Below are 26,612 nucleotides of genomic sequence, written 5' to 3'. Positions count from 1 at the left end.
TTTAATTATTATTAAATCTTATATTTAAATTATCCTATTCTTTATTTTATTCAATATTAATTGACTTGTATTTTAACTAAATTTATTCAACTAAATTTAAATAAAAATATTTATTAATAAATAACTATATTAAAGCACGTAATTTTATTTTATATTATGCGATCCTTTGTTATTTCGCTAACAGAGCACACATACGATTGATTATTGACGAGGTTTTATAGGATGTTGTCAGCCAGACACTCAGCTAAATTACAGGTATTTTATCCTGTGCTTCTTTTGCTTCTTTCTATGCTTTCGATACAAAGTGGCGCATCCCTTGCTAAAAGCCTATTTCCTGTTATCGGTGCCCCTGCGGTAACGGCGTTACGTCTATTATTAGGCACATTGATCCTCTTTTTTATCTTTAAACCATGGCGGCTCAAATTTAACCGCGAGTCAATTATGCCACTGTTTTTATATGGTTTATCGTTAGGGGCAATGAATTACCTTTTCTACCTCGCCCTTGAAACCATTCCTTTAGGTATTGCGGTTGCCCTTGAATTTACAGGCCCTTTAGCTGTTGCTATGTTTTCATCGCGCAGAGCCATCGACTTTTTATGGATAATTTTAGTCATTGCAGGTTTAGGATTATTGCTGCCTATTGGCGATAATATTCATGGATTAGATCCTCTAGGTATCCTTTATGCACTGGGTGCCGGTGTAGGTTGGGCGTTATATATTGTATTCGGACAACGTGCAGGTAAAGGTTACGGCGCGGCAACGGTTTCTATTGGCTCGTTAGTTGCGGCTTTTATTTTTGTTCCTATTGGTATGTTACAAAGCAGTCCTGACATTATGTTTAGTTGGTCTATTTTACCTATTGCTTTGGCGATTGCGATTTTATCAACCGCATTCCCTTATACCTTAGAAATGATCGCACTTACGCGTCTACCAGCTAAAACATTTGGTACTTTAATGAGCTTAGAGCCTTGTATGGGAGCTTTTATTGGTATTATTTTCTTACATGAACATTTGACGTTAATACAATGGGTTGCCTTAGCCTTTATTGTTTTAGCCTCTATTGGTTCAACAACGACCATGAAAAGCAAAACCAAAATTGAGGAAATAAAATAGATATTTAACTCATTTTACTCAGTAAGAAATTAATATTAGTTTTAAAAGGATCTTATGATCCTTTTTACTTATTAAATAATAACTTTACTGACCTATCATTGCTATTTTTCGCTCATTGTCTTACCCTAAATAGACTATTTCGATAGATTAGATTTTTTTAATAGATGACCTATCAATTTAATAGTATCAATCGATAAGACTAACCATTAATAATTCACTATCATAATTAACAGAAATTAAGATAATGATTTATTAATTATTTAGGGAGAACGATTATGAGTACTGCTAAATTAGTCAAATCCACACCTTCAACTCTGCTTTATACCCGTAATAATCTCGATGATAGTGTAAAACTGCATGCTATCGAATTACTACAACAGATGGTGACGCAGTTTATCGACCTATCTCTCATTACAAAACAAGCGCACTGGAATATGCGTGGCAGAAACTTTATTTCTGTTCATGAGATGGTAGACGGCTTCCGCGATACCATTAATGAACACACTGATGAATTTGCAGAGCGTGTTGTTCAATTAGGTGGCACTGTATTAGGCACAGCACAGGTTGTCAGTAAGAAAACCCCATTGAAAGCTTATCCTCTGGATATTCACGATGTGCAAGATCACTTAAAAGCACTGGCCGATCGTTATGCTATCGTTGCAAATGATATTCGTAAAGCCATTGATGAAGTTGAAGACGAAGATACCGCGGATATGTTTACAGCCGCATCACGTGATCTTGATAAATTCTTATGGTTTATTGAAGCTAATATTGAGAATTAATTGATAATATAATACGTTATAATTATAACTTAAAAAGGCTACCTTTCTTTAGGTAGTCTTTTTTTATTTATTTTAGGCATATCAGGTTGATAAATAGGAAAAACAGGTAACGCCGTTAATAAACGTCCCCCGTAATTTTTAGTTAGCAAACGCCTATCATAAATGACAATTTCACCGTGACAATGATGACTACGAATAAGACGACCGACTTGCTGAATTAAATTAAATGATGCACTTGGTAAGCTTTGCACTTCAAATGGATAACGTTTCAGTGATTTGAGCCACTCACCTTCTGTCACAATGACAGGATCAGTCACAGGAGGGAAAGCAATTTTATGAATATGCACCTGTGTTAAATAATCTCCTTTTAAGTCAAGCCCTTCAGCAAATGATTGCAAACCAATCAATACACTATTATCACCCGCATCAATACGCTTACAATGTGTTTCTACCAATCGATAACGAGGCTGATCCCCTTGTACTAATAAGCATAAACGTAAATCTTTCACTTCTTCCAAAAAGCCGTCCATTGCCCGTTGGCTACTAAATAAAACCAATTGTCCTCGATGATTATTTTCTTCCATTCCTTGTCGAAAATATTGAGCCATCTCTTTTAAATGTTCACGCTCATAGCTCATCGTAGGTTCATAGTGCATTTTGGGAATAACTAATCTACCTTGCTCTTTATGTTCAAAAGGTGAAGATAACGTAATAAAGCGATCATCAAAATGCTCACTTAGGCCTGTTAATTCTTGAATACGAGAATAGCTATTTAATGAGCGTAATGTCGCAGAAGTAATAACCACATGTGGGATATTTTTCCATAACAATTGTGTCAGTTGTTCGCTAACACGAATGCCAGCACAATGAAAATAGAGATGAGACTGCTTTTTATCGTAACGACGAGTCAGCCATTTTGATACGGGAGCTTTTGACGTCTGTTCTAATGTTGCTAAGCGCCACAGTTTGGCCATATTTTCTAAATAGCCCACCATTCTACTGGTAGTTAAAATAGCACGATGTAAACGCACAACATCTTCTTTGCCTGTACGCTCTGTTAAATCGTTTAAAATCGCCTCACCTAACATTTTTAATCCATCCGTTAACTTAAATAAGGTTTGGCAACTTAGCAAAAGTTGTTCAGGTAATTGGCCTAATGGAAAGAGATATTCATCTTGTTCACTACGCTCTGGTAATAACACGCGCGTAAATGTATCAACCTCTTGATAAGCTTCACGTAACTTAGCGATATGGGCATCAAAACGAATAGGATCAGCCAATTTAGGTGGCCTTGCTGGAATAAATTGCGCTAAATACTGACTAACATGGCGAGTGATATTATCGAGCTGATTATTAAGGGCAACTAAGGTAATTTCCCCTTCCACTTCAAGTGCATCTCGCGCAACATCAGGAATATGATGCCCTTCATCTAGCACCAATAGCATATTTTTAGCATCCGGTAACACAGATTCGCTTTCCATTGCCGCCATCACTAAAGCATGATTGGTGATCACTACATCAACTTCATCAATTTCACGGCGAGCAATAAAAAAAGGGCAACGATGATAATATTGACAATTGCGTCCTAAGCAGTTCATTTTATCTGTGCTAATTTTGCGCCATAAACTATCTGTTAATGCCCGTTTATGATGATCGCGCAAACCATCCCAGCCAAAACTCGTAAAATCATTTTTTAATTCTTGGCAAATTTCTCTTTCTGCACTGGTTGCCACATCCACTTTGTCTTCAAGTAAAAACATTAAGTCGATTTGCTCGCCTTCAGTCGCACAGATAGCATCTAAATTACGAGGACATAAATAACGCCCACGGCCAAAAGCACCTGTAAACGTAAGGTCAGGAATGATTTTTTTTAATAAGGGGAGATCTTTGCTAAAAATTTGATCTTGCAGTGCCACATTTGCCGTACTGATTATCAGTGGTTTTTTCTCATCACGACTAATTGCAATACCAGGAATAAGATAAGAGAGTGTTTTTCCTACACCTGTTGGCGCTTCAATTACTAAATGACGTCCCATCTCATCAGAAAAAGTCTTGGCTACTTCAGCGATCATTTCACGCTGTGGCGCACGGGGAATAAACCCATCAATATATTCGGGGAGAGCTTTATACCACTGACTTATTTGAGTTTTAACTGATTGAGAAAGGGACATAACCACTCTGTAGCTGATTTTAAGAAAGGTGCTATTGTCTCATAATACTGTATAAAAATCAGTAGTTACCTTTAATTACTCTCTTTTTTCATCAAAGAATGGATAACATCTCGAAATTATTGAGCTTTGTTATAGATTATTAATTCAACTCTTCATAGTATGAGTATTCGTTACGTCACATTAAAAATAGCTTTATAAAAATATGATTTATTGGTTTTATTAAAACACAACACCAGTTAAGAGATACCTATAATGACCTCTGCAAAGCGCCCTATTTTTAACTTAGAACTTGATTTACTCCGAACCTTTGTTGCCGTTGTCGATGGAAATACCTTTGCCGCAGCCGCAGAATCTGTTTGTCGTACTCAATCTGCGGTTAGCCAGCAAATGCAGCGACTTGAATCCCTTATAGGTAAAGAACTTTTTGCTCGCCAAGGCAGAAATAAAACACTGACAGAAGCAGGCACGCAACTCCTCAATTATGCTCGCCGTATTTTACGTCTGAACGATGAAGCTTGTCTTTCATTAATGCATGAAGAAATCGATGGGATCTTAAAAATTGGTTCCCCTGATGATACGGCAAACACGATTTTACCAGACCTTCTCGCACGTTTTTCAGGTGCATATCCACGCCTTATTATGGAAATCATTGTTAAACGTAGTCCGTTTTTAATGTCGATGCTAGAAAATAACGAGCTTGATTTAGCTATTTCCACCGAAGAACATGTGGGGTATCCCAAAATTGTCCTGCGTGTCTCCCCTTCCTTATGGTATTGCGGAAAACATTTCAGATTTGATCTTGATGAACCATTGCCATTAGTTGTACTAGATGAACCCAGCACATACCGCGATATGATGATAAATCACCTTGATCAACAAGGCATTCGTTGGCGAATTGCTTATATGGCTACAACGCTTTCAGGAGCTAGAGCTGCGGTACGTGCAGGTTTAGGTATTATGGCGCGGTCAATTGAGCTTTCAGGTGATGATTTGCGTATTTTAGGCGAAAAAGAAGGATTACCCGCTTTACCCGCAATTCGTTATAACCTGTATCTCAATGCCAATAGCCCAGGAAAAGCAGCACAAATACTGTTTGATTCATTAAAAAATGAACAAAATGAAGTTATTAATCATGCCGATATAACTCTTCAACAAGAATAAAATATCTGAATGAAATAATATCGTTAATAACCAAAGTAATAAAATATTAACACCATAGAACAGGACACCGATTATGACCCAATTTCATGGTATTTTTCCTTACCTTGTTTCCCCTGTTGATCAAACAAAAGGCACGATCCTCGAAGTCTCATTACGCCACTTGATTGAGCATTTGATCTCGTGTGGTGTTCATGGACTAAGTCCATTAGGTAGCACTGGTGAATATGCTTATCTCTCTCAAGCGCAACGTAATGAAATTGTGCGTATTACGGTTGATCAAACTGCGGGGCGGGTTCCTGTTATTGCAGGTGTCGCAAGTTTTTCAACCGCAGATGCCTGTCATCAGGCTGAACAATACGCCCAATTAGGTGTAGATGGCATGGTGCTGATATCACAAAAAATGTACCCATTAAGCGAAACAGCGCAAGCGGGTTATTTCAGAACTATCGCTGAAGCCTTTCCTGAAAAATCCATGACAATTTACACAAATCCTGGGCTTTTAGGTGATGTTCTCCCTATCTCTTTATTCAATGAACTTAGCTATATCCCGAATATTGAATATATTAAAGATGCGTCAAGCAATACAGGTCGTTTACTCACCATGATCAACACCTTTGGTGAACGCGCCAAAATTTTCAGCGCCTCTGCTCATATTCCATTGCTTGTATTAAAGCTGGGTGGTGTTGGTTGGATGGCAGGCCCTGCTTGCGTCTTACCAAAACAATGTGTTGAACTGTATGAACTCGCAACAAAAGGCAATTTTGATACCGCATTGGCAAAACAAAAAGAAATGTGGCAACTCAATGAAGCCTTTACTAAATATTCACTGGCATCATGCATTAAAGCCTCTCTCAATATTCAAGGTTTTAACGTAGGTGATCCCATTTTACCGCAAGCGCCTTTAAATGATGCTGCAATAGCGGATCTACGCCAAATTATTGCTCAACTTGATTAATAAACTATTCTTATTTAGAAATAACAAAGGCTAAATTTTTTACAATTTTAGTCTTTGTTATCGCTTTCGCATACCATTCAGTTCAATATGCTGTACGATATTGAATAAGAATGAAATAATAGCCACTATTGTTGCAGGATCCGATTTGTTCTATCACCATAACGAGGAGAAAATATATGCCCATTTCAGTCAGTGAAATAATGGAAATATTACCTCATCGTTATCCATTCTTATTAATTGATGGCGTTATTTCTGAGCCAGCCGAACTTGCCTGTGGCAAATTAATCGCAATAAAAAATGTCACTACCAATGATACGGTTGTTTTTGGTGAGTTTTACCCACCTTTATTACTCCTTGAAAGTCTGGCTCAAGCGGCAGGGATCCTTGCACATTACTACCTTTCTCCTATGGAAGAAGGCCAGCAATGTTATTTTGCCAGTATAAAAAATGCACGGTTTTATGATGCGGTAAAAGCGGGTGATCAGCTACATCTGGATATTCAGTTTCGCCGACAACGACGCACTATTGTTAGCTTTTTTGGTATTGTTCGTATTGGTGAAAAAATTGTATGTACATCTGAATTTATGTGTGCAAGGCAATAAAAAAAGGATTGGATAGACCAAACCAATCCTTCACTTCATCATCTTATTGACGTTATTTTTAACTTAATTAGTGTTTTCTTCAATACGCAATAATTGTGTAATCTCAGAAAGAGTGACATTCTCAAAATCCAACGTTTTTTCAACGAGTTGAGTCAATTGTTTATCTTGCATCACTAATGAAGCATTATCGTAAAATTTACTGATCACATCCTTATCAGTCATTGGATTTTGTGGATTACCATATTGAATATCTAATCTCTCGGTGATCTTTTCACCATTTTTTAATGTCACAAAAATTAATCCTGGAAAATATGTTGGGAATGGTATTTCAGCTTTTTCAGGATAACGATAACTTACACGCTTCGCTAACGATTGAATATCTTCACGTTGTAAGTTTTCGGGTAATAATGAAGATAACGTTAATGCATTATCTAAAAAGCCCACAGCAAATAGCCACGGCAAACTAAATTTTGCTCCATAAGCTGTTTGAGGTGCCCATTTTGTTTCAAGTGGTTCACAAATTAAAGCGGCTGCGACAGGATCAACCACGCACTCCACGCTCTCAATATCATCAGCCGTGACCCCTTTTTTCAGTAGATTACGTCCACAGTCAACAGTCGCATGAGCAAAGTGGCACACCGGATAAGGCTTAATAGAAACATTTAAAAATTCCCATCGTTTACCTAATCCCAATGCCACTTGTTCGGGTTGTGCTTGTTCTCGAATACCGTGAGTTTGGTAGAGACTATAGCGACCTTCGAATATCGTTTCAGGGCCTGTCATTCCACCTTTTGCTAGTGATGCAGCAATAATACCTGATTGTGCAGCCCATCCCGCATGAAAGCATTTAGAAGATGAACTATTAGTAAGATATTCTGCCACACCTCCTGCTTGGCTTCCTGTTAGGCCTATTGCATTCACAGTTTGTTCTGGCGTTAACTTTAATAGTGAAGCGGCACAAGCTGTTGCGCCAAAAATTCCCGCAATTGCTGTGGCGTGAAAACCTCGCTGATGAAATCCACTATGGCTTGCTAAGCCTACTCTTGCTGCCACTTCCCAGCCAATCACCCATGCCGTTAAAATATCTTTTGATGAAGCACCAATAGACTCACCCAATGCAAAAGCAATCGGCGTTAATACCGCGCTACCATGTGCAATCGAATCAGTGTGTGTATCATCAAAATCTAAGGCATGTGATGCAATACCATTTGTTAGTGCCGCCACTGTAGTGCTTGCTGTTAGCGAACTTCCCCAAATCGGAATGTTACCTTGGCTATCAGGTAAAAAAGCCACACCTTGACGACTTTGAATAGCACTTTGTTGCACACTTCCAGCAAGTGCGACACCTAATGTATCTAATAAATGAATTTTGGCTTGACTAACAACTTGAACAGGTAAATCAGAGAAAGTGGTTGTAGTAATAAATTGGGCTAACTGCTGACTCAATGTCATAAACACCTCAGGATAGATAAGAAAAAGCCAGCAATATCACCGGCTTTTAGATAATAAGAAGATTGGATGTAATTAAGTCACTTAGTCATTTAACCAGCCAGAAGCTTTGGTTTGTGCGACAACACGATCAACTTGGGCCGGCGCATTTCCTACATACGTTGTTGGATCTAAAAGAGCATCAAGCTCTTCTTGAGTGATGTGATCACGGATACGCGTATCGCGATTAATCGCTTCGACGAAGGTTATGCCTTCTTCTTGTCCTGACATGGATGCTTCATACACAATTTCATGTGCGGTTTGTTTACCTGCTTTATCAGATAATGCAAACATCACACGCTCTGCCAACATAAAACCGCCTAATATGTCCATATTTTCGCGCATTTTTTCTACATGCACATTTAATCCACCTAATACTGTTTTCATATTATCGAAGATAACAGATAACATCAGGCACATTTCTGGCATGATTTTCCATTCCATTTTCCAAATAGCACCATCACGCTCATGTTGATGTTTCATCATGTCTGTTAGTACAGAAAGATTTGCTTTTAAGGTATTACTAACACAGGCCGCATTTTCTACAATCGCTGGATTACGTTTATGTGGCATAGTCGAAGAACCCACTTGTCCTTTACTAAACGGTTCAGATAACTCATCAATTTCGTTATGTGCTAATAGTAGGATTTCATTGGCAATTTTACCTAAAGTTCCGCTAATTAAGCCAATCAACATACCATATTCACTGAATCTATCACGTGCAGGTTGCCATGAAATTTCAGGTACGCCTAAGCCTAAGCGTTTTAATACGCGAGCTTCTAATTCATCAGCTTTATCACTTAAAGAGGCTTTTGTCCCCACCGCACCGACAACACTGCCAACAAATAAACGAGGCTCAATTTCTTTAAGGCGTTGGTAATGACGTGCTAATTCAGTTAACCAAATCGCCGTTTTATGACCGAAAGTAATAGGTAGAGCTTGTAAAGCTAATGTACGTCCAACCATTGGCGTATTGCGATGTCGTTCACTTAATGAAAGTAATGCACGACCTAATACTTTGATATCACGTAAAAAAGTGTGATGCGCTTCTTTGAGTTGAAGCACAAGGCCGGTATCAATTACATCTTGAGTGGTTGGCCCAAAATGAACATATTCCCCATAGTGTTCTGGGCAAGCATGTTCTAAACCACGAATTGTTGGCACTAATGGATGGCGAGTAAGGCGCACTTGTTCTAATACATAATCCATATCGAGCTTTTCAAGTTTCGCGGTATCTGCAATAACTTTAGCTGCTTCTTTTGGGATCAAACCTAATTCAGCTTGTTCAATGGCTAATGCCGCTTCATAATCAAGCCAATTTTGCATTCTTGTTTTATCAGAAAAAATAGTTCTCATCTCTTCTGTTGACCATAAATTCTTTAATAAAACCGAATCGAAAACGCTGGTTCCCATAATTATTTCCCCTGTTAAAAGAATAATAAAAAAAATCGTTTTTTTAATCAAACGACTTGTTAGATTGTTATTTTATTTATGCAATATAATCTCTAAAAAAACACTTTGATAATTTTAATCTAATTTCAAATATTTCTTATCAATTAAAAAGTAACATTAATTCAATATGTTATAAATAATCTTTTATTTATGAATTATAACTTTTGAATCTTAAATAACATTTAAGATTCAATTAGAATAATTAATGCTAAAAAGTTAGAGGGAGATCATCATTTTTAGAAAATAGCTATTTTAAAAATAAATAAGTTTGTTATAAATAATAGAAACAAAATAAGTACAAACAGTAATTAATCATTTTATTTAATTACCGGGGAACTCTATTTCTATATTTGGAGATATTAATAATGAAACAAAATAAACAAACAAAATTAATCCACAGTGGACGTCAAGAAATTAAGACTTCTGGTCCCATTAATCCACCTGTTATGAGAGCCAGTACTATTGTTTTTGACTCAATTAAAAGCTGGCGTGATGTACGTGATCGTCGTGCGACAGAGCGTGTATTGAGTTATGGCGCTCGTGGTACCGAAACCGCTTTTGCTTTAGAAGCTTTAGTGACAGAACTAGAAGGTGGTCATCGTGCTCAATTGTTCCCTACCGGTTTGGCGGCTATCGCAGTGACCATTATGGGATATGCACGCAGTGGCGGGCATGTTTTATTTGCCGATTCCGTTTATGAACCTGTGCGTAAAATCGCTTCTGCTTTCCTTGAACCCAATAATATTGCTTATAGCTTCTTTAAAACCGACGGTTCAGATTTTGAACAGAAAATTCAGCAAAATACACAGCTTATTTTTGTCGAATCTCCAGGCTCACTCCTTTATGAAATGCTCGACTTACCTGAAATCTGCCGTATTGCTCATGAAAGAAATATTCCTGTCGGTGTTGATAATACATGGGGCTCTGCATGGCTTTATAACCCACTGGAATTAGGCGCTGATGTCTCAGTTATTGCAGCAACTAAATATTTATGCGGTCACTCTGATGTCATGATGGGCATTATGGTCGCCAATGAAAAAGCATGGGAAAAAATTGGTGCATTACCCGAAGCATTAGGTCAAGCCAGTAGTCCTGATGATGCAGCACTAGTACTTCGCGGAATGAGGACATTAGGCCAACGTATTGCCGCTCATGGTAAATCGGCTCTGACTATCGCCCAGTGGTTAGAGACTCGTCCAGAAGTTGAAAAAGTATGGTTCCCTGAATTACCTAATCACCCTCGTCATGATTTATGGAAACGTGACTGCAAAGGCAGTAACGGCCTATTAACTATTGAGTTCAAACAAGAATTTACCACAAAACAATCAGAGCAATTTATTGATGCGCTTGAGCTATTTGGGATTGGTGCATCTTGGGGGGGATTCGAAAGCCTTGCATTACCGGCCAATGTTGTTGGTGCAAGAACAGCATCTGATTGGCGTGAAGGTCATGGTCCTTTTGTCCGTTTACATATTGGTCTTGAGGCAACTGACGATCTTATTGCAGATATTACACAAGCTTTTTCAGCATTAAACCAATAACAAAAAATATTGCGTCATTACCGGGGAATTCACTATGACAGGTTTAATCATTGCCGCGCTGGTAACAGCGTTGGTGGTTTATTTACTGGCGCGAGGTTATAAGCCTCAACCAGTATTATTACTCGGCGGGTTGTTGCTATTACTCTTAACGGCATCTCTCGACCTTAATCCGTTATTGCCAGAAAATAAATCCACTCAATTTAAATATTTTGATATTTTCCAAATCTTTACGAATATTATGAGTTCTCGCCTAGCGGGTCTTGGTTTAACATTAATGGCCATTGCGGGTTTCTCTCGTTATATGGAACACGTTGGCGCAAGCCGTGCTTTATTCGCGATTTTTGAGAAACCATTAAAAGCGATAAAATCGCCTTACTTATTATTAGTGATTTCATTTCTAGTCACCCAAATCTTGGTTATCTTTATTCCTAGCCATGCGGGTTTAGGTATGCTGTTGATGGTCACTATGTACCCTATATTAATTCGTTCTGGTATTAGTCCACTTTCCGCTTTAGGTGTTATTGGATGTTGCCAGTTTATCGACCATGGTCCCGGTTCTGGTAACGTGATTATGGCTGCGAAAACAGCGGATATTGAACCTGCCGTCTATTTTGTTCAACATCAGTTACCGATCACTATTCCTATTATTATTGCTGTTGCCATCACTCACTTCTTTATTCAGCGCTGGTGGGATAAACGTGAAGGATTTGTTTTTGACCCAACAACGATTGATTCTGTAAAAGAAGAAGATAATAAAATTCCGTTATCTTATGCCTTATTACCCGTGATCCCTTTAATTCTGATTATTGGCTTCAGTCCTTTGCTACACCCTTATATTAAATTAGAAGTCACCACAGCGATGATTATTAGTACTGTGATTGCACTTCTTTTTGAATATGTTCGCTTACGCGATGCAAAAGCGGTAATGAATAGCTTTATGCTGTTCTTTGAAGGAATGGGTAAGCAATTTGTCTTAGTAGTATCGTTAATTGTCTCCGGTGAGTTCTTTGCGAATGGTTTACTAAAAAGTGGTGCCGTCGATACACTAATTAGTTCTGCTCAAGATGCAGGTTTCGGAATTGCAGCCATGATTATTGTAATGAGTGCCATTCTTGCATTAGCCGCCTTTTTAATGGGTTCGGGCAATGCCGCATTTTTCTCATTTGCAGCCTTAACACCTAAAATTGCCGCCTTCTTAAAAGTCGATGTGATTACCTTAATTTTACCCATGCAAATAATGACAAGTTTCGGCCGTACTGTTTCACCCATTACCGCCGCCATTGTCGCCATTGCAGGTATTGCGAATGTCTCACCGTTCCAAATAGTTAAACGCACTGCTATTCCTATGGCTGTCGCGGCTATTGTGAACTTAGCGATGACATTCTGGTTTTTATATTCCTAATTAAGTTGCGTTACCCTTCCCCTTAAACTCATTTACTCCTGAGTTTAAGGGATTTTTTCTTATCATTGACTGTAACCTTTGATTGAAATAATTAACGCCAACGTTAACCCTACTCAGACTATTTATAAAAATAAATAGTCTGTTTATTTATCTACTCTCCCTTGCTTTTCCCCAAAAAATAAACTTTCTAACCACCATCATTTGTCGATTAAGCCCACTTAATACTTGTTTCAACTTCATATCTCGATATACTTTTGCGCAACATTCATCTGCAAATGAACATTATGAAAAAAATAATTATTGTCATTATCGCACTCCTTGCTTTTGGTTCTATCGGTGGTGTTTTTCTTGCGGGTTTAAATATCTATACTCGCTCCACTACACCAATAGAAACAGAAAAAGCGCAACATGAAACGTCACCTGCACAACAATTTCCAGCTATCCCAGACAGCTCATCTTCTGCTAAATAAATGAGGTCGCACCGTGGAATACGATTACTTTGTTACTCCCCAATGGCTATTTGAACATCAAAATAACTCTGATCTTGTGATCCTAGATGTCAGTGCACCAATGCCAACACAACAGATTGACTATCAAGCGCTTTATCTTGAGCGCCATATTCCACATGCTCATTTTTTTGATCTTGATGAAATCGCAGATAAAACGACAACATTGCCACATATGTTGCCGTCTGACACACTATTTTCAGAAACGCTGACGCAATTAGGTATCTCTAATACCACGACGGTTATTCTTTACGATCAAGGCAACTTATTTTCTGTTCCTAGAGGTTGGTGGACATTCACAACACTAGGTTGTCGTAATGTGCGCATTCTTGCTGGCGGTCTACAAGCATGGATTGATGCTGGATTTGCTATAGAACAAGGTGAAACTATCAAGACACCAGCAACATCTCCATTTGTAGTTGAACGTCACGCCCAACATTATGCTAATAAACAGCAACTTATTGATAATCTAGCGACAAAGCAAAAACAGATGATTGATGCGCGTTCTGCTGATCGCTTTTATGGTAGAGCACCAGAACCCCGCCCAGGCTTGCGTAGTGGACATATTCCTGGTAGTAAAAATGTGCCTTGGAATGAGTTAGTTGTTGATGGGCAATTAAAAGGTAAAACTGAATTAAAGCAAATATTTGAACAGGCTGGTGTCGATTTATCACAACCCGTCATTGTTACCTGTGGTTCAGGTATGACTGCCGCAGTGTTATTTTTAGCGTTAACAATATTAGGTTGTCAGTCTATCGCACTTTATGACGGTTCTTGGGCGCAATGGGGCGCAGAGAGTGCTCTTCCTTGCGAATGCTAACTTAATCAGTCTTTGCCTTAAAAAGTAAACCCGCATATTAAGCGGGTTTATTATCATGATTGAGTATAAATGCATTAACTGGCGAATATCTTGGCAAGATAGAGTACAACAATGGCACCAATAACGGCAACAACAAAGCTACCAAAGTTAAAACCATCCACTTTACCTTTACCAAAGAAGCTACTGATTGCGCCACCAACAACCGCACCCACAATACCCAGAATACAAGTCCATATCAGACCAATATCATAAGAGCCTGGCATTAAGAATTTCGCCAAAATACCCGCGATCAAACCAAAGATAATCCAAGCAAGAATTCCCATATTTCCCCCTAAAATAGTCATGATATAAACAACATACCTAAAAATGCCACTTATTGAGTGTAAGTCGAAATAGTTATTTTTTCCAATTATTAGAGATAAGTAACACTATATTTAAGATAAATAGAAATATCATTGCTTAATGAACAAAAAATAGTGCTGATTAATAAGCACTATTTTTATCAAATAAAATGGTTGTTTAAACTACAGAGCCTCTATTGCGACTGCAATTTCTGGCGACGTTTTTAATGTTCGGATTTGCCTAAACAACGCATCCGCCTCTGGATATTCTTTTCTTAAATAGCTAAACCACTGTTTAATGCGTGATGCATGATAGATCGTCGTATCACCACGTTTTTCTAAACGAATATAACGCTTTAATAATTGAATAACCTCCTGCCATGACATTTTAGCTTCTATGCCTTTTACAACACGACTTAAGTTAGGTGTATTCATTGCACCACGCCCAATCATTATCGCATCACACCCTGTTGTAGCTAAACAAGCTAATGCATCTTCACGGTTCCAGATTTCACCATTGGCAATCACAGGTATTGAGAGTCTTTGGCGAATATCACCAATAGCCTGCCAATTAATTTTGTCTGCACTATAGCCATCTTCTTTTGTTCTGCCATGTACCGTGATTTCTGTAGCACCACCTTGCGCCACCGCATCTGCAATCTCATGACTATACGAGGAAGAATCCCAACCGAGTCTCACTTTAACCGATACAGGTAATTCTAAAGGTACTGCATGACGCATCGCTTTAGTGGCTTGATAAATCGTTTCTGGCTGTTTTAAAAGTGAAGCTCCCCCCCCACTACCATTGACTGTTTTTGAAGGGCAACCACAATTTAAATCAACTCCCCAAGAGCCTAATGACACCGCTCTAAACGCATTTTCAGCCAACCATTGTGGGTGTTGCCCTAATAATTGCACTCGCACAAGTGTGCCACTTTTTGTGCGACTTTCAGTCTGCAATTCAGGACATAAGCGATAAAAAGCTTTTGTTGGCAGTAATGAATCAACAACACGCACAAACTCTGTAATACAGAGATCGTAATCATTAATCGAAGTGAGCAACTCTCTCACAAGGGGGTCTAAAACCCCCTCCATTGGCGCTAATAGAACTCGCACGGTTTAACCTCAAAACTCTTTTTTAGCTTTTGACCAAGGGCTTTGATTATCACTACCTTCATCACTTTTACGTGAACGACGAGGCCCTAATTTACCGGTACGAGAGCCATCTTTATTACGGTAGTTTTCTTTGTTTTTTTTACGATCACCTTCTTTACCGCCTTCACTCCCCGCCTCTTTACGGGGATTATTGCGATTATCTTTGCCACGAATATCTGCACGGCCATGGCCACCACCACTTCTACGTGGTGCATTGTTTTTTGGCTTTTTATGTAATGGGGCGGCTTTAATTGAAGGATCAGGATCATAACCTTCTAACGCTAAACGTGGAATTTCACGTTTTAATAAACGCTCAATATCGGCTAATAATCCATGTTCATCAACACAAACCAGTGAAATAGCTTTACCTGTTGCCGCCGCTCGTCCTGTTCTACCAATACGGTGAACATAATCTTCAGCCACTTGCGGTAATTCAAAATTGACAACATAAGGCAGTTGGTCGATATCGAGGCCACGTGCTGCAATATCTGTTGCCACCAGCGCTTTTAATTTACCGTCTTTAAAGTCAGCTAAAGCACGGGTTCTTGCACCTTGGCTTTTATTACCATGAATAGCAGCTGATTTAATACCATCGGCATTTAAATGTTCAGCAAGCTTATTAGCACCGTGCTTAGTACGTGTAAAAATAAGCACTTGTGACCAATTTTCTAAGCCAATTAAGTGTGATAACAACTCTGTTTTACGTTTTTTATCCACTAAATGAACATATTGATCAACAGATTCAGCAGCCGAATTTTTTGGCGCAACTGAAATACTCACAGGATGATTTAATAAAGAATTGGCCAGTCCTGTGATCTCTTTAGAGAATGTCGCGGAGAATAATAAATTTTGACGCTTTTTAGGTAATTTATTGATCACTCGGCGAATATCATGAATAAAGCCCATATCTAACATACGATCAGCTTCATCAAGTACTAAAACTTCAACACGAGAAAGATCGACCGCATTTTGATGTTCAAGGTCGAGTAAACGCCCAGGGGTTGCTATCAATACATCAACGCCACCACGCAATTTCATCATTTGCGGGTTAATACTCACACCGCCAAAAACAACAAGTGAACGGATCGGTAAATAACGGCTATACGCTTTCACATTCTCAGCAATCTGTGCTGCGAGTTCACGTGTTGGCGTTAAAATGAGTGCTTTAACAGGTTGGCGACCTTTGGTTTTTTCTGCCGATTGAGCTAACTTTTCCAAGATAGGCAATGTAAAAGCGGCTGTTTTACCCGTTCCTGTTTGCGCACTGGCTAATACGTCTTTACCTGCCAAAATCGGCTCAATCGCCTGCTGTTGAATAGGGGTTGGGGTTTTATACCCTTGTTCATCAATAGCGCGGAGAAGCGCCTCACTTAAGCCAAGCGATGTAAAATCGGTCAAAACAGTAGTCTCCTACAACCAGAACGTATAACACGGTGATTGAAAATTAAAAATGACGGGCTTTCATACTGTCAATCTATAGATATTATTGCTCTATAGGTACTACCATTTATAGGTATAGACAGTGATAAAAGAGAATGAACCTTGCTAGGTTAACCTAATAACCCTTATTTTAACAGTTTTTGCTATGTTCAGAATACAAAAATAATTTTCAATAATAGATAGCGTTGTTTTTATTATTACAAATCACCTTTATTTGATTATTTATTACAAAATTTCCCTATTGTTCAATATCATCTAATATAATACTCCTTGTTATCTCTGTTTTTAATATCATTGGTTTTGTTACATTTTACTTAAGTAAGGTATCTTCTATTATGTCAGAAACCCATCAGAAGACGACACGTGGTGAACTAGCAAAACGACAACTATTGGAAGCAGCATGTGAGATCTTTGGTAAGAATGGCCCCGATGCAGCCACAACACGCCAGATTGCACAAGCCGCTCAACAAAATATTGCCGCTATCGCTTATTATTTTGGCTCCAAAGACGGGTTGTATCTCGCCGTTGCACAACATATCGCTGATCTTATCCGTCTTGATTTTGAACCTACTGTTGCCATCCTCGACGAATTTCTTGAGCGGCCAAACCCAACCGAACATCTGCCATTGCTACAAACACTGATCACGGATAGCTTTTTACAATATGCTCAACTGGTACTTGATAAAGCCAATATTCATCTTAGTCGTATTATGGCGAGAGAACAGCTTGTCCCCACAGAAGCATATTCGCTTATTCACCAACAAGCGTTATCGCCACTTTTAACACGCGTAAATAAATTATTAGCTCTCTATATTGGTTTAGATCCCACACTTCCGACGACAATGTTACACACTCACGCTATTTTAGGAGAAGTGCTATCATTTCGTTTAGTGAGAGAAACCATTCTAAGACAAACAGGATGGGATAGAATTGGTAAGAATGAATATCAAATTATCTCCAATACTTTAAAAACACATATTACGTTATTACTCAATGGATTAAGAGAGATTTACACTCACCCACATCATGCATAAATAGAGTTATTATGAAAACTAAAAAAATCAGCTTCTTTATCATCTTAATGATTATTATCGGTGTTGTTGCAGGTATCTATTATTACGAAGAAAACAAAGAGTCTGAATTAGTACTCTATGGCAATGTCGATATACGTACTGTTAATCTAAGTTTTCGTGTTGCAGGAAAATTAGATTCATTGCTTGTTGATGAAGGTGCTTCTGTCGAAAAAGGGCAACTGCTAGGAAATCTCGATGATGCCCCTTATCGTAATGCACTCGATAAAGCTTATGGTGAGCGCGATAGTGCTATTGCTGCGTTAGCCTTAATGGAAGCGGGTTATCGCAGTGAGGAAATTGCACAAGCTCAATCTGATGTGTCATTAAAACAAGCCGCTTGGCAATATGCCGACAACTTTTATAAACGCCAACAAGATTTAGCTAATCGTAACGTGATTTCGGCCAATGACTTAGACAGCGCAAGAAATAATCGTAATCAAGCAGCAGCTGCCTTAAAGGCAGCCCAAGATAAATTAAATCAATATAAAAATGGTTACCGAAAAGAAGATATTGATGCAGCTAGAGGCCAAGTTATGCAGGCAAAAGCCGCCGTTGCTCAAGCTGAGTTAAACCTTCAAGACACGCAGTTAATCTCACCATCACAAGGTACAATATTAACAAGAGCCGTTGAACCTGGCACTATTTTATCCGCAGGTAATCCCGTATTTACAGTGTCTTTAACCAACCCGGTTTGGGTTAGAGCGTATATTAGTGAAACCCACTTAAGCGAAGCTATCCCTAATCGAGACGTTTATCTCTACACCGATGGACGTAAAGATAAACCTTATCATGGCACAATCGGTTTTGTTTCACCGACAGCAGAATTTACGCCGAAAAGTGTCGAAACACCGGAATTAAGAACTGACTTAGTTTATCGACTTCGAGTCGTTGTGACGGATGCTGATGATGCATTACGCCAAGGGATGCCCGTGACTTTAAAATTTGCACCCACTCATTAAGTGGGAGGCAAAATGGAACACACTGATTACACTATCGAACTACAAGGTGTTGAAAAACGCTTTACTGGACTAGAAAGCCCAGCGGTTTCTGCATTAACCGCCACCATTACTGGTGGCTCTGTCACGGGTTTAGTCGGCCCAGATGGTGCGGGTAAAACGACACTCATTCGTATGCTTGCAGGGCTATTAAAACCTGATGCAGGTGATATTCGTATTTTGGGCATGGATCCACAACGCCAAAGCGTGGATGTCCGAGCCATTCTTGGTTATATGCCTCAGAAATTTGGCCTCTATGAAGATTTAACGGTATTAGAAAATCTCAATCTTTATGCTGATTTAAAAAATGTCATCGGTGAAGAGCGCAAAAAAGTTTACCAGCAGTTGCTCTCTTTTACCGATCTCACTCGCTTTACCTCTCGCCTTGCGGGCAATCTTTCAGGAGGAATGAAACAAAAATTGGGGTTGGCTTGTACTTTATTAGGTAGCCCTAAAGTCTTGTTACTTGATGAGCCTGGTGTTGGCGTTGATCCCATTGCACGGCGTGAGCTTTGGCAAATGGTACATGCCTTAGCCAGTGATGGTATGTTGATACTGTGGAGTACTTCTTATCTTGATGAAGCAGAGCAATGTAAAAATATTCTCTTACTTAACAAAGGGGAGTTGCTTTATAGTGGTATTCCGCAAGATTTAACAGCAAAAATGGCTGGTCGCTCTTTTCTGCTTGATGTTGAAGGGCATCAGCGAAGAAAAGTATTACAACAAGCCATTATTCAACCTCAAGTAACAGATGGTGTTATTCAAGGACAATCTGTCCGTTTGATCTTGAAAAAACAAAGCAATCAATCCGAATTACTCAATGCCTTAGGTAAACCTGACGCTAAACTTATTCCAGCCACTCCACGCTTTGAAGATGCTTTTATTGATTTATTAGGGGGAGGCCCTTCTCATAAATCTGAATTAGCTGAAATCATGCCTCAAATCCCACCTGCGCCCAATGAGACCGTCATTGAAGCACAACAACTCACCAAAATGTTTGGTCAATTTGCAGCAACTGATCATGTTGATTTTCAAGTTAAACGTGGTGAAATTTTTGGCTTATTGGGGCCTAACGGTGCGGGTAAATCGACAACATTTAAAATGATGTGTGGCTTATTGGTGCCCTCCAGCGGTAAAGCACTGGTATTAGGTATGGACTTAAAAGAGAGTTCAGGTAAAGCACGCCAACATTTAGGTTATATGGCACAAAAATTCTCACTTTATGGCAATCTTAAAGTGGGACAAAACTTAAAATTCTTCTCTGGTATTTATGGCTTACATGGTAAGCAACAGCGCGATAAAATCAACGATATGATAACCGCTTTTGGTTTACAACCAATGGTGAATCAAATCACGGAAACTTTACCTTTAGGTTATAAACAACGCCTTGCTCTTGCATGTTCACTCATGCACGAGCCCGATATTCTCTTTTTAGATGAACCCACATCGGGTGTTGATCCCTTAACACGGCGAGAGTTTTGGCTACACATTAATGGTATGGTTGATAAAGGGGTGACTGTGATGGTGACGACCCACTTTATGGATGAAGCCGAGTATTGTGATCGCATTGGTTTGGTTTATCGCGGAAAAATCATTGCTGCTGGCGAACCTGATTCGCTCAAGAAAATGGTTGCCAGTGATGATAATCCAACGCCTTCAATGGAAGATGCCTTTATTGGCTTGGTGCTAGATTACGATAAAAAACTTGAACGTGAAAATGATAAAGGGAGCGAAACACATGCCTAATTCAGCTCAATCCTCTCATGCCCGCTTTTCTTGGCGACGTTTATACGCACTGTGTTTAAAAGAAACAAAACAAATTACTCGCGATCCCAGTAGTGCCTTAATTGCCATTGTTATTCCGCTTACTTTGCTGTTTATATTTGGTTATGGCATTAATTTAGACTCAAGTAAATTAAATATCGGTATTTTAACCAATCAACAAAGCCAACCTTCGCAAGCGCTCGTTTATACCTTTACAAACTCACCTTATATCAATGCAACCATTAGCGATAATCGACAATTATTAATCGATAAAATGCAGGCGGGGCAAATTAGAGGTATTGTGGTTATCCCTGTTAATTTTGCTGAATTACTGGCTCGCCAGGGCACGAAAGCGCCCATTCAAGTGATCACCGATGGTAGCGAACCCAATACCGCAAACTTTGTACAAGCTTATACCAAAGGGGTTTGGCAAATCTGGTTACAACAACAAGCTATCAGCAAAGGTATTGATACTCCCCCCTTAATCGAAATAGAACCTCGTTATTGGTTTAACCCTGCGGCAATAAGTCAGCACTATATTATTCCGGGTGCCGTTACTATTATTATTACCGTCGTAGGCGCTATCCTTACCTCGCTAGTGATTGCGCGTGAATGGGAACGAGGTACGATGGAAGCGCTACTTTCTACCCAAATAACACGCACAGAACTCTTACTTTCAAAGCTTATTCCTTACCAAGTGTTAGGCAGTTTTGTCATGGTGTTATGTATGGTAGTCACCGTGTTTGTGCTTGGCGTACCTTATAGAGGATCGTTGTGGATTTTAGGCGGGATCACCTCGCTCTTTTTAGCTACCGCTTTAGGCATGGGATTGCTTATTTCCACGCTAACGCGTAATCAATTTAATGCCGCGATGATTTCGCTAAATGCCGCATTTTTACCCGCAATTATGTTATCAGGCTTTGTTTTTGAAATTGATAGTATGCCCATATTTATTCAAGTGGTGACTTATTTTATTCCCGCGCGTTATTTTGTCAGTAGTTTACAAACACTCTTTTTGGCTGGTGATATTCCGTTGATATTAATGCTAGATATGTGGTTATTAATTGTATCGGCGATATTTTTTATTGGATTAACGGCGTTAGCAACACGTCGTCGATTAGATTAAAGGGAGAGCTTTTATGTTTTATCGCCTTCTCACCCTGATAATGAAAGAGTTACAGTCATTATTACAAGAGCCTCAAACGCGTATTATTTTAATAATGCCAGTTATCTTTCAGATGATTTTATTTCCTTTTGCAGCAACGTTAGATGTTACTAATGCCTCTATTGCCATTTTTGATGAGGACAATGGTAAACAATCTATCGAGTTAACCCAACGTATCGCCAAAGCGAGTGCATTCTCTCAAACTCTTTTGCTTAAAAATGAACATGAAATAAAAGAGACTATTGATAATCGTAAAGCGCTTTTATTAGTTCGTTTTCCGCAGAATTTTAGTGCTGATCTAGAAAGCCATGTTCCTGTTAAATTGCAATTAATCTTAGATGGCCGAAATTCAAATAGTGCACAAATTGCTGCAAATTATGTACAACAAATCGTACAAAATTATCAAACTGAATTAGCAGGTAATACACCTTCTTTACTAAATAAAACAGAACTGGTTGTTCGCAATTGGTATAACCCGAATTTAAATTATAAATGGTTTATTGTCCCCTCTTTAGTAGCACTGATTATTACTATTGGGGTTATGATAGTCACTTCACTTTCTGTTGCGAGAGAGCGTGAACAAGGCACATTAGACCAATTATTAGTTTCACCATTATCAACATGGCAAATCTTTGTAGGTAAAGCGGTGCCAGCAATGGTAGTGGCGGCCATTCAAGGCACTATTGTATTGATTATAGGGATATTTGGTTACCAAATACCTTTTTCAGGTTCACTATTGCTGTTTTACTTTACCATGCTAATTTATGGTTTATCGCTGGTGGGTTTTGGCTTATTAATATCAGCATTAAGTTCAACACAACAACAGGCTTTTATTGGTGTGTTTGTATTTATGATGCCAGCCGTTTTACTATCAGGTTATATTTCCCCCGTAGAAAACATGCCCGTTTGGCTACAACATGCCACATGGATAAACCCTATTCGTCATTTTACCGATATCACAAAACAGATTTACCTTAAAAATGCCGATATTACCGTAATATGGCACAGTTTATGGCCTTTATTGGTGATTGCAGCAGGTACTGGCTCTTTTGCATATTATCTTTTCCAAAGAAAAATAGCTTAAAACGATAGCCATTAATTTATTAAATAAAAAAATCCCACAACTTATTAAGTTATGGGATTTATTGTTTATGCTGTTGTTAAACTACGTTTGCACGTAAATATCGTTAAAATTAACGACGGTCGCCTAAAATACGCAGTAACATTAAGAACAGGTTGATGAAATCTAAATAAAGCGTTAATGCACCCATAATGGAGTAACGGCGCATATTTTCTTTATCTTCTTGATTAATCTCATTACCCATGTCTTTTAATTTTTGTGTGTCGTAAGCAGTTAAGCCAGCGAAAATTAACACACCCGCGTAAGAGATAACCATGCTCATCATTGAGCTTTGCATAAAGATATTAACGATAGAAGCAATAATGATACCGATAAGCCCCATAAACAGGAAGCTACCCATACCCGTTAAGCTACGCTTAGTGGTGTAACCATAAACACTTAATGCACCGAACATTGCCGCACAAATAAAGAATGTACTCGCAACTGATGATGCAGTGTAAATAATTAATACACTAGAGATAGTTACCCCTGTTAATGCGGAATATAGCATAAATAATGAGGTTGCAACTGCACCACTCATTTTATGAACCATACCTGATAACACGAAAACTAACCCTAACTGAGCAATGATCAGACCAAAGAAGACGACCTTGCTAGAAAAAATCATTGATAATAATGCTTCGCTTGATGCAACGTAGAGTGCTACGAACGCAGTTAATAACAGACCAACAGTCATCCAACCATAAACCTGAGCCATAAAGGTTTGTAGGCCAGAACCTGTGCGCTGTACGATTGAATCATTAGAACGTGAAAATCGATCCATGATGATTACCCTTTAATCATAGTGATAACGTTAGGTTTAACGATAACGTTTATTTCAGTAAAGAGCCCATTATGGGCTCATTAGAATTTAATTTTATCACACTGATTTTACATTTCCATGAAATAAACTGTATGAAATGTCATCGTAAAATAAATTGAGGTAAAGTTTTGTAGCATTAAATTGAGTGTGGTGATTTATTCCCAGCGCTCGGCTGAGTCATAATCACTTTGACGCGCATCAACCCATCTGTTTTTATTTTCAGAGAGCCCTTCTTTCTTCCAAAATGGCGCACGTGTTTTTAAGAAATCCATAATAAATTCCGCAGATTCAAACGCACTATTACGATGAGAGCTGGTCACACCGACAAACACTATCTCTTCACCGATATGCAATGTTCCTACTCTGTGAATAACACTGACACGTTGCAAAGGCCAACGTCCTCGAGCTTCATTGACAATGTCATTAAGCGCTTTTTCTGTCATGCCAGGGTAATGTTCAAGTGTGAGCGTACTCACTTCATCACCTAAATTGTGATTGCGAACTTTCCCCGTAAAGGTCACAACAGCACCATCACTGTCGCACTCTGAAAGCCATTGGTATTCATCACCAACGCTAAAATTGTCGGTTTGTACTGATATGCGTGTTGATGCGTTCATTCTAACCCCCTGTAACAGGTGGGAAAAAGGCGATTTCATCTCCATCATTAATTATATGAGCGCCTTTAACAAAAGATTGATTAACCGCAGAAAGTAATTTGCCATCTTCAAGTGCCAATGACCAACGTTCGCCTTTGGTAATTAATGCATTACGTAAATCATCTACCGTGTGATATTTACATTCTAATTCAAGCGAGTCTACACCAACTAACTCACGCACTTGTGCGAAAAAGAGAACTTTGATCATGCTTCCACCTTAAAGTGACCTGATTTACCGCCTGTTTTTTCTAATAAACGCACAGGACCTATCACCATATCCTTTTGAACCGCTTTACACATATCATAAATCGTTAATGCTGCGACCGATGCGGCAGTTAATGCTTCCATCTCAACGCCTGTTTTACCGGTTAAACGACAAACAGATTCAATGCGTACACGATTAGATCCAGTGAGTGCTTCTAAACGCACTTCGACTTTAGTTAATAATAACGGATGGCATAATGGGATTAACTCCCATGTTCTTTTTGCCGCTTGGATACCTGCAATTCTTGCAGTCGCAAATACATCACCTTTATGGTGCTTACCTTCCGTGATCATATTTAATGTTTCTGCTGACATTTCAACAAAGGCTTCAGCTCGCGCTTCTCGCACTGTTTCATCTTTAGCGCTAACATCCACCATGTGAGCTTCACCGGCAGCATTAATATGAGTTAGTTGAGACATGCACAACTCCTGAAATTAACGAAATAACAGAGCGAAAAACTATCCACCAATAACAGATAAATTCGGTGTAATACCGCTATCGCCTTGATGAAGAAAATGCGTTTCTCGTTTATGAAGAAGACCACCCTGAATACGTTGTTGTAATGCCTCTTGTTGACTATCGTCAGCAAGTAGATCACGTAACGGAATGCCATGTTCACCAAATAGGCAAAGATGAAGATTACCAATAGCTGAAACACGTAAACGGTTACAAGTTAGGCAAAAATCTTTTTCATAAGGCATGATCAGACCGATTTCGCCTTGATAATCAGGATGGGTAAATACTTGAGCTGGCCCGTCACTACGGGCGCGAGGGATCTGCGACCAACCTTCATTAAATAAGCGTTGGCGAATAACTTCACCAGACAAATGAAAGCGGTTGAAAATATCACTACCGTCACCGGTTTCCATTAATTCAATAAAGCGCAATTGAATAGGTCTGTCTTTGATCCAATGAAGAAAATCAGGGAGATTTTTGTCATTGACATTGCGCATCAACACAACGTTAACTTTGACTTTTTCGAACCCTGCGGTAAATGCGGCATCAATACCTTCCATCACTTGGCTAAATTTATCTTGTCCAGTAATAGCGTGGAATTGACGGGGATCGAGACTATCAACACTCACATTAATCGCACTTAATCCCGCATCACGCCATTGTGCAACATCGCGTGATAGACGATAGCCATTTGTTGTCACTGCGATTTTTTTAATCGCAGCATTATCTTTAATTGTCGCGATAATATCAGTAAAATCGCGACGCATTGTGGGTTCACCACCTGTTAAGCGGATTTTTTCTGTCCCTAATGCGGCAAAAGATTGTGTAAGTCTGCTGATTTCATCTAATGAAAGAAATGATTTGTGGCCATTAGGCTTATAACCATTGGGTAGGCAATAAGTACAACGGAAATTGCACACGTCTGTAATTGAAAGACGTAAATAGAAAAACTTGCGGGAAAACGCATCAACGAGTTGTTGCATAATAACACCTTTCCAAATCGGGAGATGCAGACATTTCTACCTTGCACCCTGGTGACTTATTGTCACGGCCAGAACATCATATCTTGTCAATACTCGACTTAGACGTTAAGGCTAGGAGTTTATCTTTACCTGTTTTGCACAGGTTTCTAATACCTATATATTTATTGTGGATTCTACCTGCTAATGATATAAAAAGCGAATAATGTTTTCGCTATATAATTTACAATACAACGACTTACAACACTTTAGTTGCGTTAATAACATAAATAAAAACACTTTCATTGGTTAAATATTTGGCTATCAAAAGTAAAATTAAACTAGGAATGTGATGAAATCACGTCGTGATCATAGGCTTAAAATTTAATTGTGATAAATTAGCGACA

25 protein-coding genes and 1 riboswitch are annotated in these 26,612 nt (G+C 38.9%); of the genes, 14 read left to right on the top strand and 11 right to left on the bottom strand.

The genetic code is table 11. The features are described 5' to 3' along the window. The first annotated feature begins 222 nt into the window (after positions 1–222). On the top strand, positions 223–1,113 hold the full coding sequence (rhtA, locus tag GWI97_RS16890) for a threonine/homoserine exporter RhtA (RefSeq protein WP_036938283.1): 891 nt from the start codon (positions 223–225) through the stop codon (positions 1,111–1,113). A gap of 275 nt (positions 1,114–1,388) precedes the next feature. Then, a complete protein-coding gene (gene dps, locus GWI97_RS16885) occupies positions 1,389–1,895 on the top strand; it encodes a DNA starvation/stationary phase protection protein Dps (protein ID WP_036938285.1) in 507 nt (168 codons plus the stop codon). A gap of 38 nt (positions 1,896–1,933) precedes the next feature. Here the strand turns inward: dps and dinG are convergent, their stop codons facing one another. Further along, entirely contained in the window at positions 1,934–4,066 is a 2,133-nt protein-coding gene (gene dinG / locus GWI97_RS16880; RefSeq protein ID WP_087803626.1) for an ATP-dependent DNA helicase DinG, read from the bottom strand. Positions 4,067–4,318: 252 nt separating this feature from the next. Between dinG and GWI97_RS16875 the strand changes: the two genes are divergently transcribed. The 3 genes from GWI97_RS16875 (at position 4,319) to GWI97_RS16865 (ending at position 6,784) form a co-directional block, all read left to right on the top strand. Further along, positions 4,319–5,227 (top strand): LysR family transcriptional regulator, encoded by a 909-nt coding sequence (locus tag GWI97_RS16875; RefSeq protein WP_036938290.1) that lies wholly within the window; start codon positions 4,319–4,321, stop codon positions 5,225–5,227. Positions 5,228–5,300: 73 nt separating this feature from the next. Further along, positions 5,301–6,182: a dihydrodipicolinate synthase family protein gene (locus tag GWI97_RS16870; RefSeq protein ID WP_036938292.1), complete on the top strand. Its 882-nt coding sequence runs from the start codon at positions 5,301–5,303 to the stop codon at positions 6,180–6,182. A gap of 176 nt (positions 6,183–6,358) precedes the next feature. Next, entirely contained in the window at positions 6,359–6,784 is a 426-nt protein-coding gene (locus tag GWI97_RS16865) for a hypothetical protein (protein WP_036938294.1), read from the top strand. A 63-nt stretch (positions 6,785–6,847) separates the two neighbouring features. On the opposite strand, the gene GWI97_RS16860 is transcribed toward GWI97_RS16865, so the two are convergent. Both GWI97_RS16860 and purB read right to left on the bottom strand, forming a co-directional pair. After that, positions 6,848–8,236, bottom strand: a complete 1,389-nt coding sequence (locus tag GWI97_RS16860) for an MmgE/PrpD family protein (protein ID WP_036938296.1) — start codon at positions 8,234–8,236, stop codon at positions 6,848–6,850. An 81-nt stretch (positions 8,237–8,317) separates the two neighbouring features. Then, on the bottom strand, positions 8,318–9,685 hold the full coding sequence (gene purB, locus GWI97_RS16855; protein WP_036938298.1) for an adenylosuccinate lyase: 1,368 nt from the start codon (positions 9,683–9,685) through the stop codon (positions 8,318–8,320). A 404-nt stretch (positions 9,686–10,089) separates the two neighbouring features. Between purB and metC the strand changes: the two genes are divergently transcribed. The 4 genes from metC (at position 10,090) to sseA (ending at position 13,993) form a co-directional block, all read left to right on the top strand. Then, a complete protein-coding gene (metC, locus tag GWI97_RS16850; RefSeq protein ID WP_036938300.1) occupies positions 10,090–11,265 on the top strand; it encodes a cystathionine beta-lyase in 1,176 nt (391 codons plus the stop codon). 34 nt (positions 11,266–11,299) lie between these two features. Continuing rightward, positions 11,300–12,667 (top strand): C4-dicarboxylate transporter DcuC, encoded by a 1,368-nt coding sequence (gene dcuC, locus GWI97_RS16845; RefSeq protein WP_036938302.1) that lies wholly within the window; start codon positions 11,300–11,302, stop codon positions 12,665–12,667. Positions 12,668–12,951: 284 nt separating this feature from the next. Beyond that, complete coding sequence (locus GWI97_RS16840; protein WP_036938304.1) at positions 12,952–13,137, top strand: hypothetical protein; 186 nt, start codon at positions 12,952–12,954, stop codon at positions 13,135–13,137. Between the two features lie 13 nt (positions 13,138–13,150). Further along, positions 13,151–13,993, top strand: a complete 843-nt coding sequence (sseA, locus tag GWI97_RS16835; protein WP_036938306.1) for a 3-mercaptopyruvate sulfurtransferase — start codon at positions 13,151–13,153, stop codon at positions 13,991–13,993. 74 nt (positions 13,994–14,067) lie between these two features. On the opposite strand, the gene GWI97_RS16830 is transcribed toward sseA, so the two are convergent. From GWI97_RS16830 to rhlE, 3 genes are all read right to left on the bottom strand, one after another. Further along, on the bottom strand, positions 14,068–14,316 hold the full coding sequence (locus GWI97_RS16830) for a GlsB/YeaQ/YmgE family stress response membrane protein (RefSeq protein WP_036938310.1): 249 nt from the start codon (positions 14,314–14,316) through the stop codon (positions 14,068–14,070). A 201-nt stretch (positions 14,317–14,517) separates the two neighbouring features. Beyond that, positions 14,518–15,450, bottom strand: a complete 933-nt coding sequence (gene dusC / locus GWI97_RS16825; RefSeq protein WP_036938312.1) for a tRNA dihydrouridine(16) synthase DusC — start codon at positions 15,448–15,450, stop codon at positions 14,518–14,520. Positions 15,451–15,459: 9 nt separating this feature from the next. After that, entirely contained in the window at positions 15,460–16,887 is a 1,428-nt protein-coding gene (gene rhlE, locus GWI97_RS16820; protein WP_087803634.1) for an ATP-dependent RNA helicase RhlE, read from the bottom strand. Positions 16,888–17,264: 377 nt separating this feature from the next. On the opposite strand from rhlE, the gene cecR reads away from it, so the two are divergent. The 5 genes from cecR to GWI97_RS16795 are packed head-to-tail and all read left to right on the top strand — an operon-like array spanning position 17,265 to position 23,010. Continuing rightward, a complete protein-coding gene (gene cecR / locus GWI97_RS16815) occupies positions 17,265–17,963 on the top strand; it encodes a transcriptional regulator CecR (RefSeq protein WP_036938316.1) in 699 nt (232 codons plus the stop codon). 11 nt (positions 17,964–17,974) lie between these two features. Then, on the top strand, positions 17,975–18,961 hold the full coding sequence (hlyD, locus tag GWI97_RS16810; RefSeq protein ID WP_036938318.1) for a secretion protein HlyD: 987 nt from the start codon (positions 17,975–17,977) through the stop codon (positions 18,959–18,961). Positions 18,962–18,973: 12 nt separating this feature from the next. Then, a complete protein-coding gene (locus GWI97_RS16805) occupies positions 18,974–20,743 on the top strand; it encodes an ATP-binding cassette domain-containing protein (RefSeq protein WP_161752149.1) in 1,770 nt (589 codons plus the stop codon). After that, a complete protein-coding gene (locus tag GWI97_RS16800) occupies positions 20,736–21,887 on the top strand; it encodes an ABC transporter permease (RefSeq protein WP_036938322.1) in 1,152 nt (383 codons plus the stop codon). The genes GWI97_RS16805 and GWI97_RS16800 overlap by 8 nt, the downstream gene beginning before the upstream one ends. Before the next feature lie 13 nt (positions 21,888–21,900). Then, positions 21,901–23,010: an ABC transporter permease gene (locus GWI97_RS16795; protein WP_036938324.1), complete on the top strand. Its 1,110-nt coding sequence runs from the start codon at positions 21,901–21,903 to the stop codon at positions 23,008–23,010. Between the two features lie 109 nt (positions 23,011–23,119). Here GWI97_RS16795 and GWI97_RS16790 read toward each other — a convergent pair whose 3' ends face one another. The 5 genes from GWI97_RS16790 to moaA form a co-directional block, all read right to left on the bottom strand. Next, entirely contained in the window at positions 23,120–23,830 is a 711-nt protein-coding gene (locus GWI97_RS16790) for a Bax inhibitor-1/YccA family protein (protein WP_036938325.1), read from the bottom strand. Between the two features lie 194 nt (positions 23,831–24,024). Further along, positions 24,025–24,486: a molybdopterin synthase catalytic subunit MoaE gene (moaE, locus tag GWI97_RS16785; RefSeq protein WP_036938328.1), complete on the bottom strand. Its 462-nt coding sequence runs from the start codon at positions 24,484–24,486 to the stop codon at positions 24,025–24,027. Position 24,487: 1 nt separating this feature from the next. Further along, positions 24,488–24,733 carry a molybdopterin synthase sulfur carrier subunit gene (gene moaD / locus GWI97_RS16780; protein WP_036938329.1) on the bottom strand — a complete coding sequence of 82 codons (246 nt, stop codon included), beginning with the start codon at positions 24,731–24,733 and terminating at the stop codon, positions 24,488–24,490. After that, complete coding sequence (moaC, locus tag GWI97_RS16775) at positions 24,730–25,209, bottom strand: cyclic pyranopterin monophosphate synthase MoaC (RefSeq protein ID WP_103004884.1); 480 nt, start codon at positions 25,207–25,209, stop codon at positions 24,730–24,732. Before moaC ends, moaD begins: the two co-directional genes overlap by 4 nt. Before the next feature lie 39 nt (positions 25,210–25,248). Further along, positions 25,249–26,229 (bottom strand): GTP 3',8-cyclase MoaA, encoded by a 981-nt coding sequence (gene moaA, locus GWI97_RS16770; RefSeq protein WP_036938334.1) that lies wholly within the window; start codon positions 26,227–26,229, stop codon positions 25,249–25,251. After that, positions 26,219–26,359: riboswitch (molybdenum cofactor riboswitch) on the bottom strand. (Overlaps the previous gene by 11 nt.) Positions 26,360–26,612: the final 253 nt, after the last annotated feature.

Origin of the sequence: Proteus sp. G2300 (assembly GCF_009915965.1) — a bacterium.
Classification (GTDB): domain Bacteria; phylum Pseudomonadota; class Gammaproteobacteria; order Enterobacterales; family Enterobacteriaceae; genus Proteus; species Proteus vulgaris.
The sequence above is the reverse complement of the archived record's forward strand: the minus strand, read 5'-3'. Positions and strand labels throughout refer to the sequence as shown.

Excerpts from the sequence above, each read along its gene's own strand:
- rhtA (WP_036938283.1), top strand. The coding sequence starts at position 223 with ATGTTGTCAGCCAGACACTCAGCTAAATTACAGGTATTTTATCCTGTG.
- moaE (WP_036938328.1), bottom strand. The coding sequence starts at position 24,486 with ATGAACGCATCAACACGCATATCAGTACAAACCGACAATTTTAGCGTT.
- GWI97_RS16795 (WP_036938324.1), top strand. The coding sequence starts at position 21,901 with ATGTTTTATCGCCTTCTCACCCTGATAATGAAAGAGTTACAGTCATTA.
- GWI97_RS16860 (WP_036938296.1), bottom strand. The coding sequence starts at position 8,236 with ATGACATTGAGTCAGCAGTTAGCCCAATTTATTACTACAACCACTTTC.
- GWI97_RS16800 (WP_036938322.1), top strand. The coding sequence starts at position 20,736 with ATGCCTAATTCAGCTCAATCCTCTCATGCCCGCTTTTCTTGGCGACGT.
- moaD (WP_036938329.1), bottom strand. The coding sequence starts at position 24,733 with ATGATCAAAGTTCTCTTTTTCGCACAAGTGCGTGAGTTAGTTGGTGTA.
- moaC (WP_103004884.1), bottom strand. The coding sequence starts at position 25,209 with ATGTCTCAACTAACTCATATTAATGCTGCCGGTGAAGCTCACATGGTG.
- dcuC (WP_036938302.1), top strand. The coding sequence starts at position 11,300 with ATGACAGGTTTAATCATTGCCGCGCTGGTAACAGCGTTGGTGGTTTAT.
- cecR (WP_036938316.1), top strand. The coding sequence starts at position 17,265 with ATGTCAGAAACCCATCAGAAGACGACACGTGGTGAACTAGCAAAACGA.
- metC (WP_036938300.1), top strand. The coding sequence starts at position 10,090 with ATGAAACAAAATAAACAAACAAAATTAATCCACAGTGGACGTCAAGAA.
- GWI97_RS16865 (WP_036938294.1), top strand. The coding sequence starts at position 6,359 with ATGCCCATTTCAGTCAGTGAAATAATGGAAATATTACCTCATCGTTAT.
- moaA (WP_036938334.1), bottom strand. The coding sequence starts at position 26,229 with ATGCAACAACTCGTTGATGCGTTTTCCCGCAAGTTTTTCTATTTACGT.
- GWI97_RS16790 (WP_036938325.1), bottom strand. The coding sequence starts at position 23,830 with ATGGATCGATTTTCACGTTCTAATGATTCAATCGTACAGCGCACAGGT.
- GWI97_RS16830 (WP_036938310.1), bottom strand. The coding sequence starts at position 14,316 with ATGGGAATTCTTGCTTGGATTATCTTTGGTTTGATCGCGGGTATTTTG.
- dinG (WP_087803626.1), bottom strand. The coding sequence starts at position 4,066 with ATGTCCCTTTCTCAATCAGTTAAAACTCAAATAAGTCAGTGGTATAAA.
- hlyD (WP_036938318.1), top strand. The coding sequence starts at position 17,975 with ATGAAAACTAAAAAAATCAGCTTCTTTATCATCTTAATGATTATTATC.
- purB (WP_036938298.1), bottom strand. The coding sequence starts at position 9,685 with ATGGGAACCAGCGTTTTCGATTCGGTTTTATTAAAGAATTTATGGTCA.
- GWI97_RS16840 (WP_036938304.1), top strand. The coding sequence starts at position 12,952 with ATGAAAAAAATAATTATTGTCATTATCGCACTCCTTGCTTTTGGTTCT.
- GWI97_RS16805 (WP_161752149.1), top strand. The coding sequence starts at position 18,974 with ATGGAACACACTGATTACACTATCGAACTACAAGGTGTTGAAAAACGC.
- GWI97_RS16875 (WP_036938290.1), top strand. The coding sequence starts at position 4,319 with ATGACCTCTGCAAAGCGCCCTATTTTTAACTTAGAACTTGATTTACTC.
- GWI97_RS16870 (WP_036938292.1), top strand. The coding sequence starts at position 5,301 with ATGACCCAATTTCATGGTATTTTTCCTTACCTTGTTTCCCCTGTTGAT.
- dps (WP_036938285.1), top strand. The coding sequence starts at position 1,389 with ATGAGTACTGCTAAATTAGTCAAATCCACACCTTCAACTCTGCTTTAT.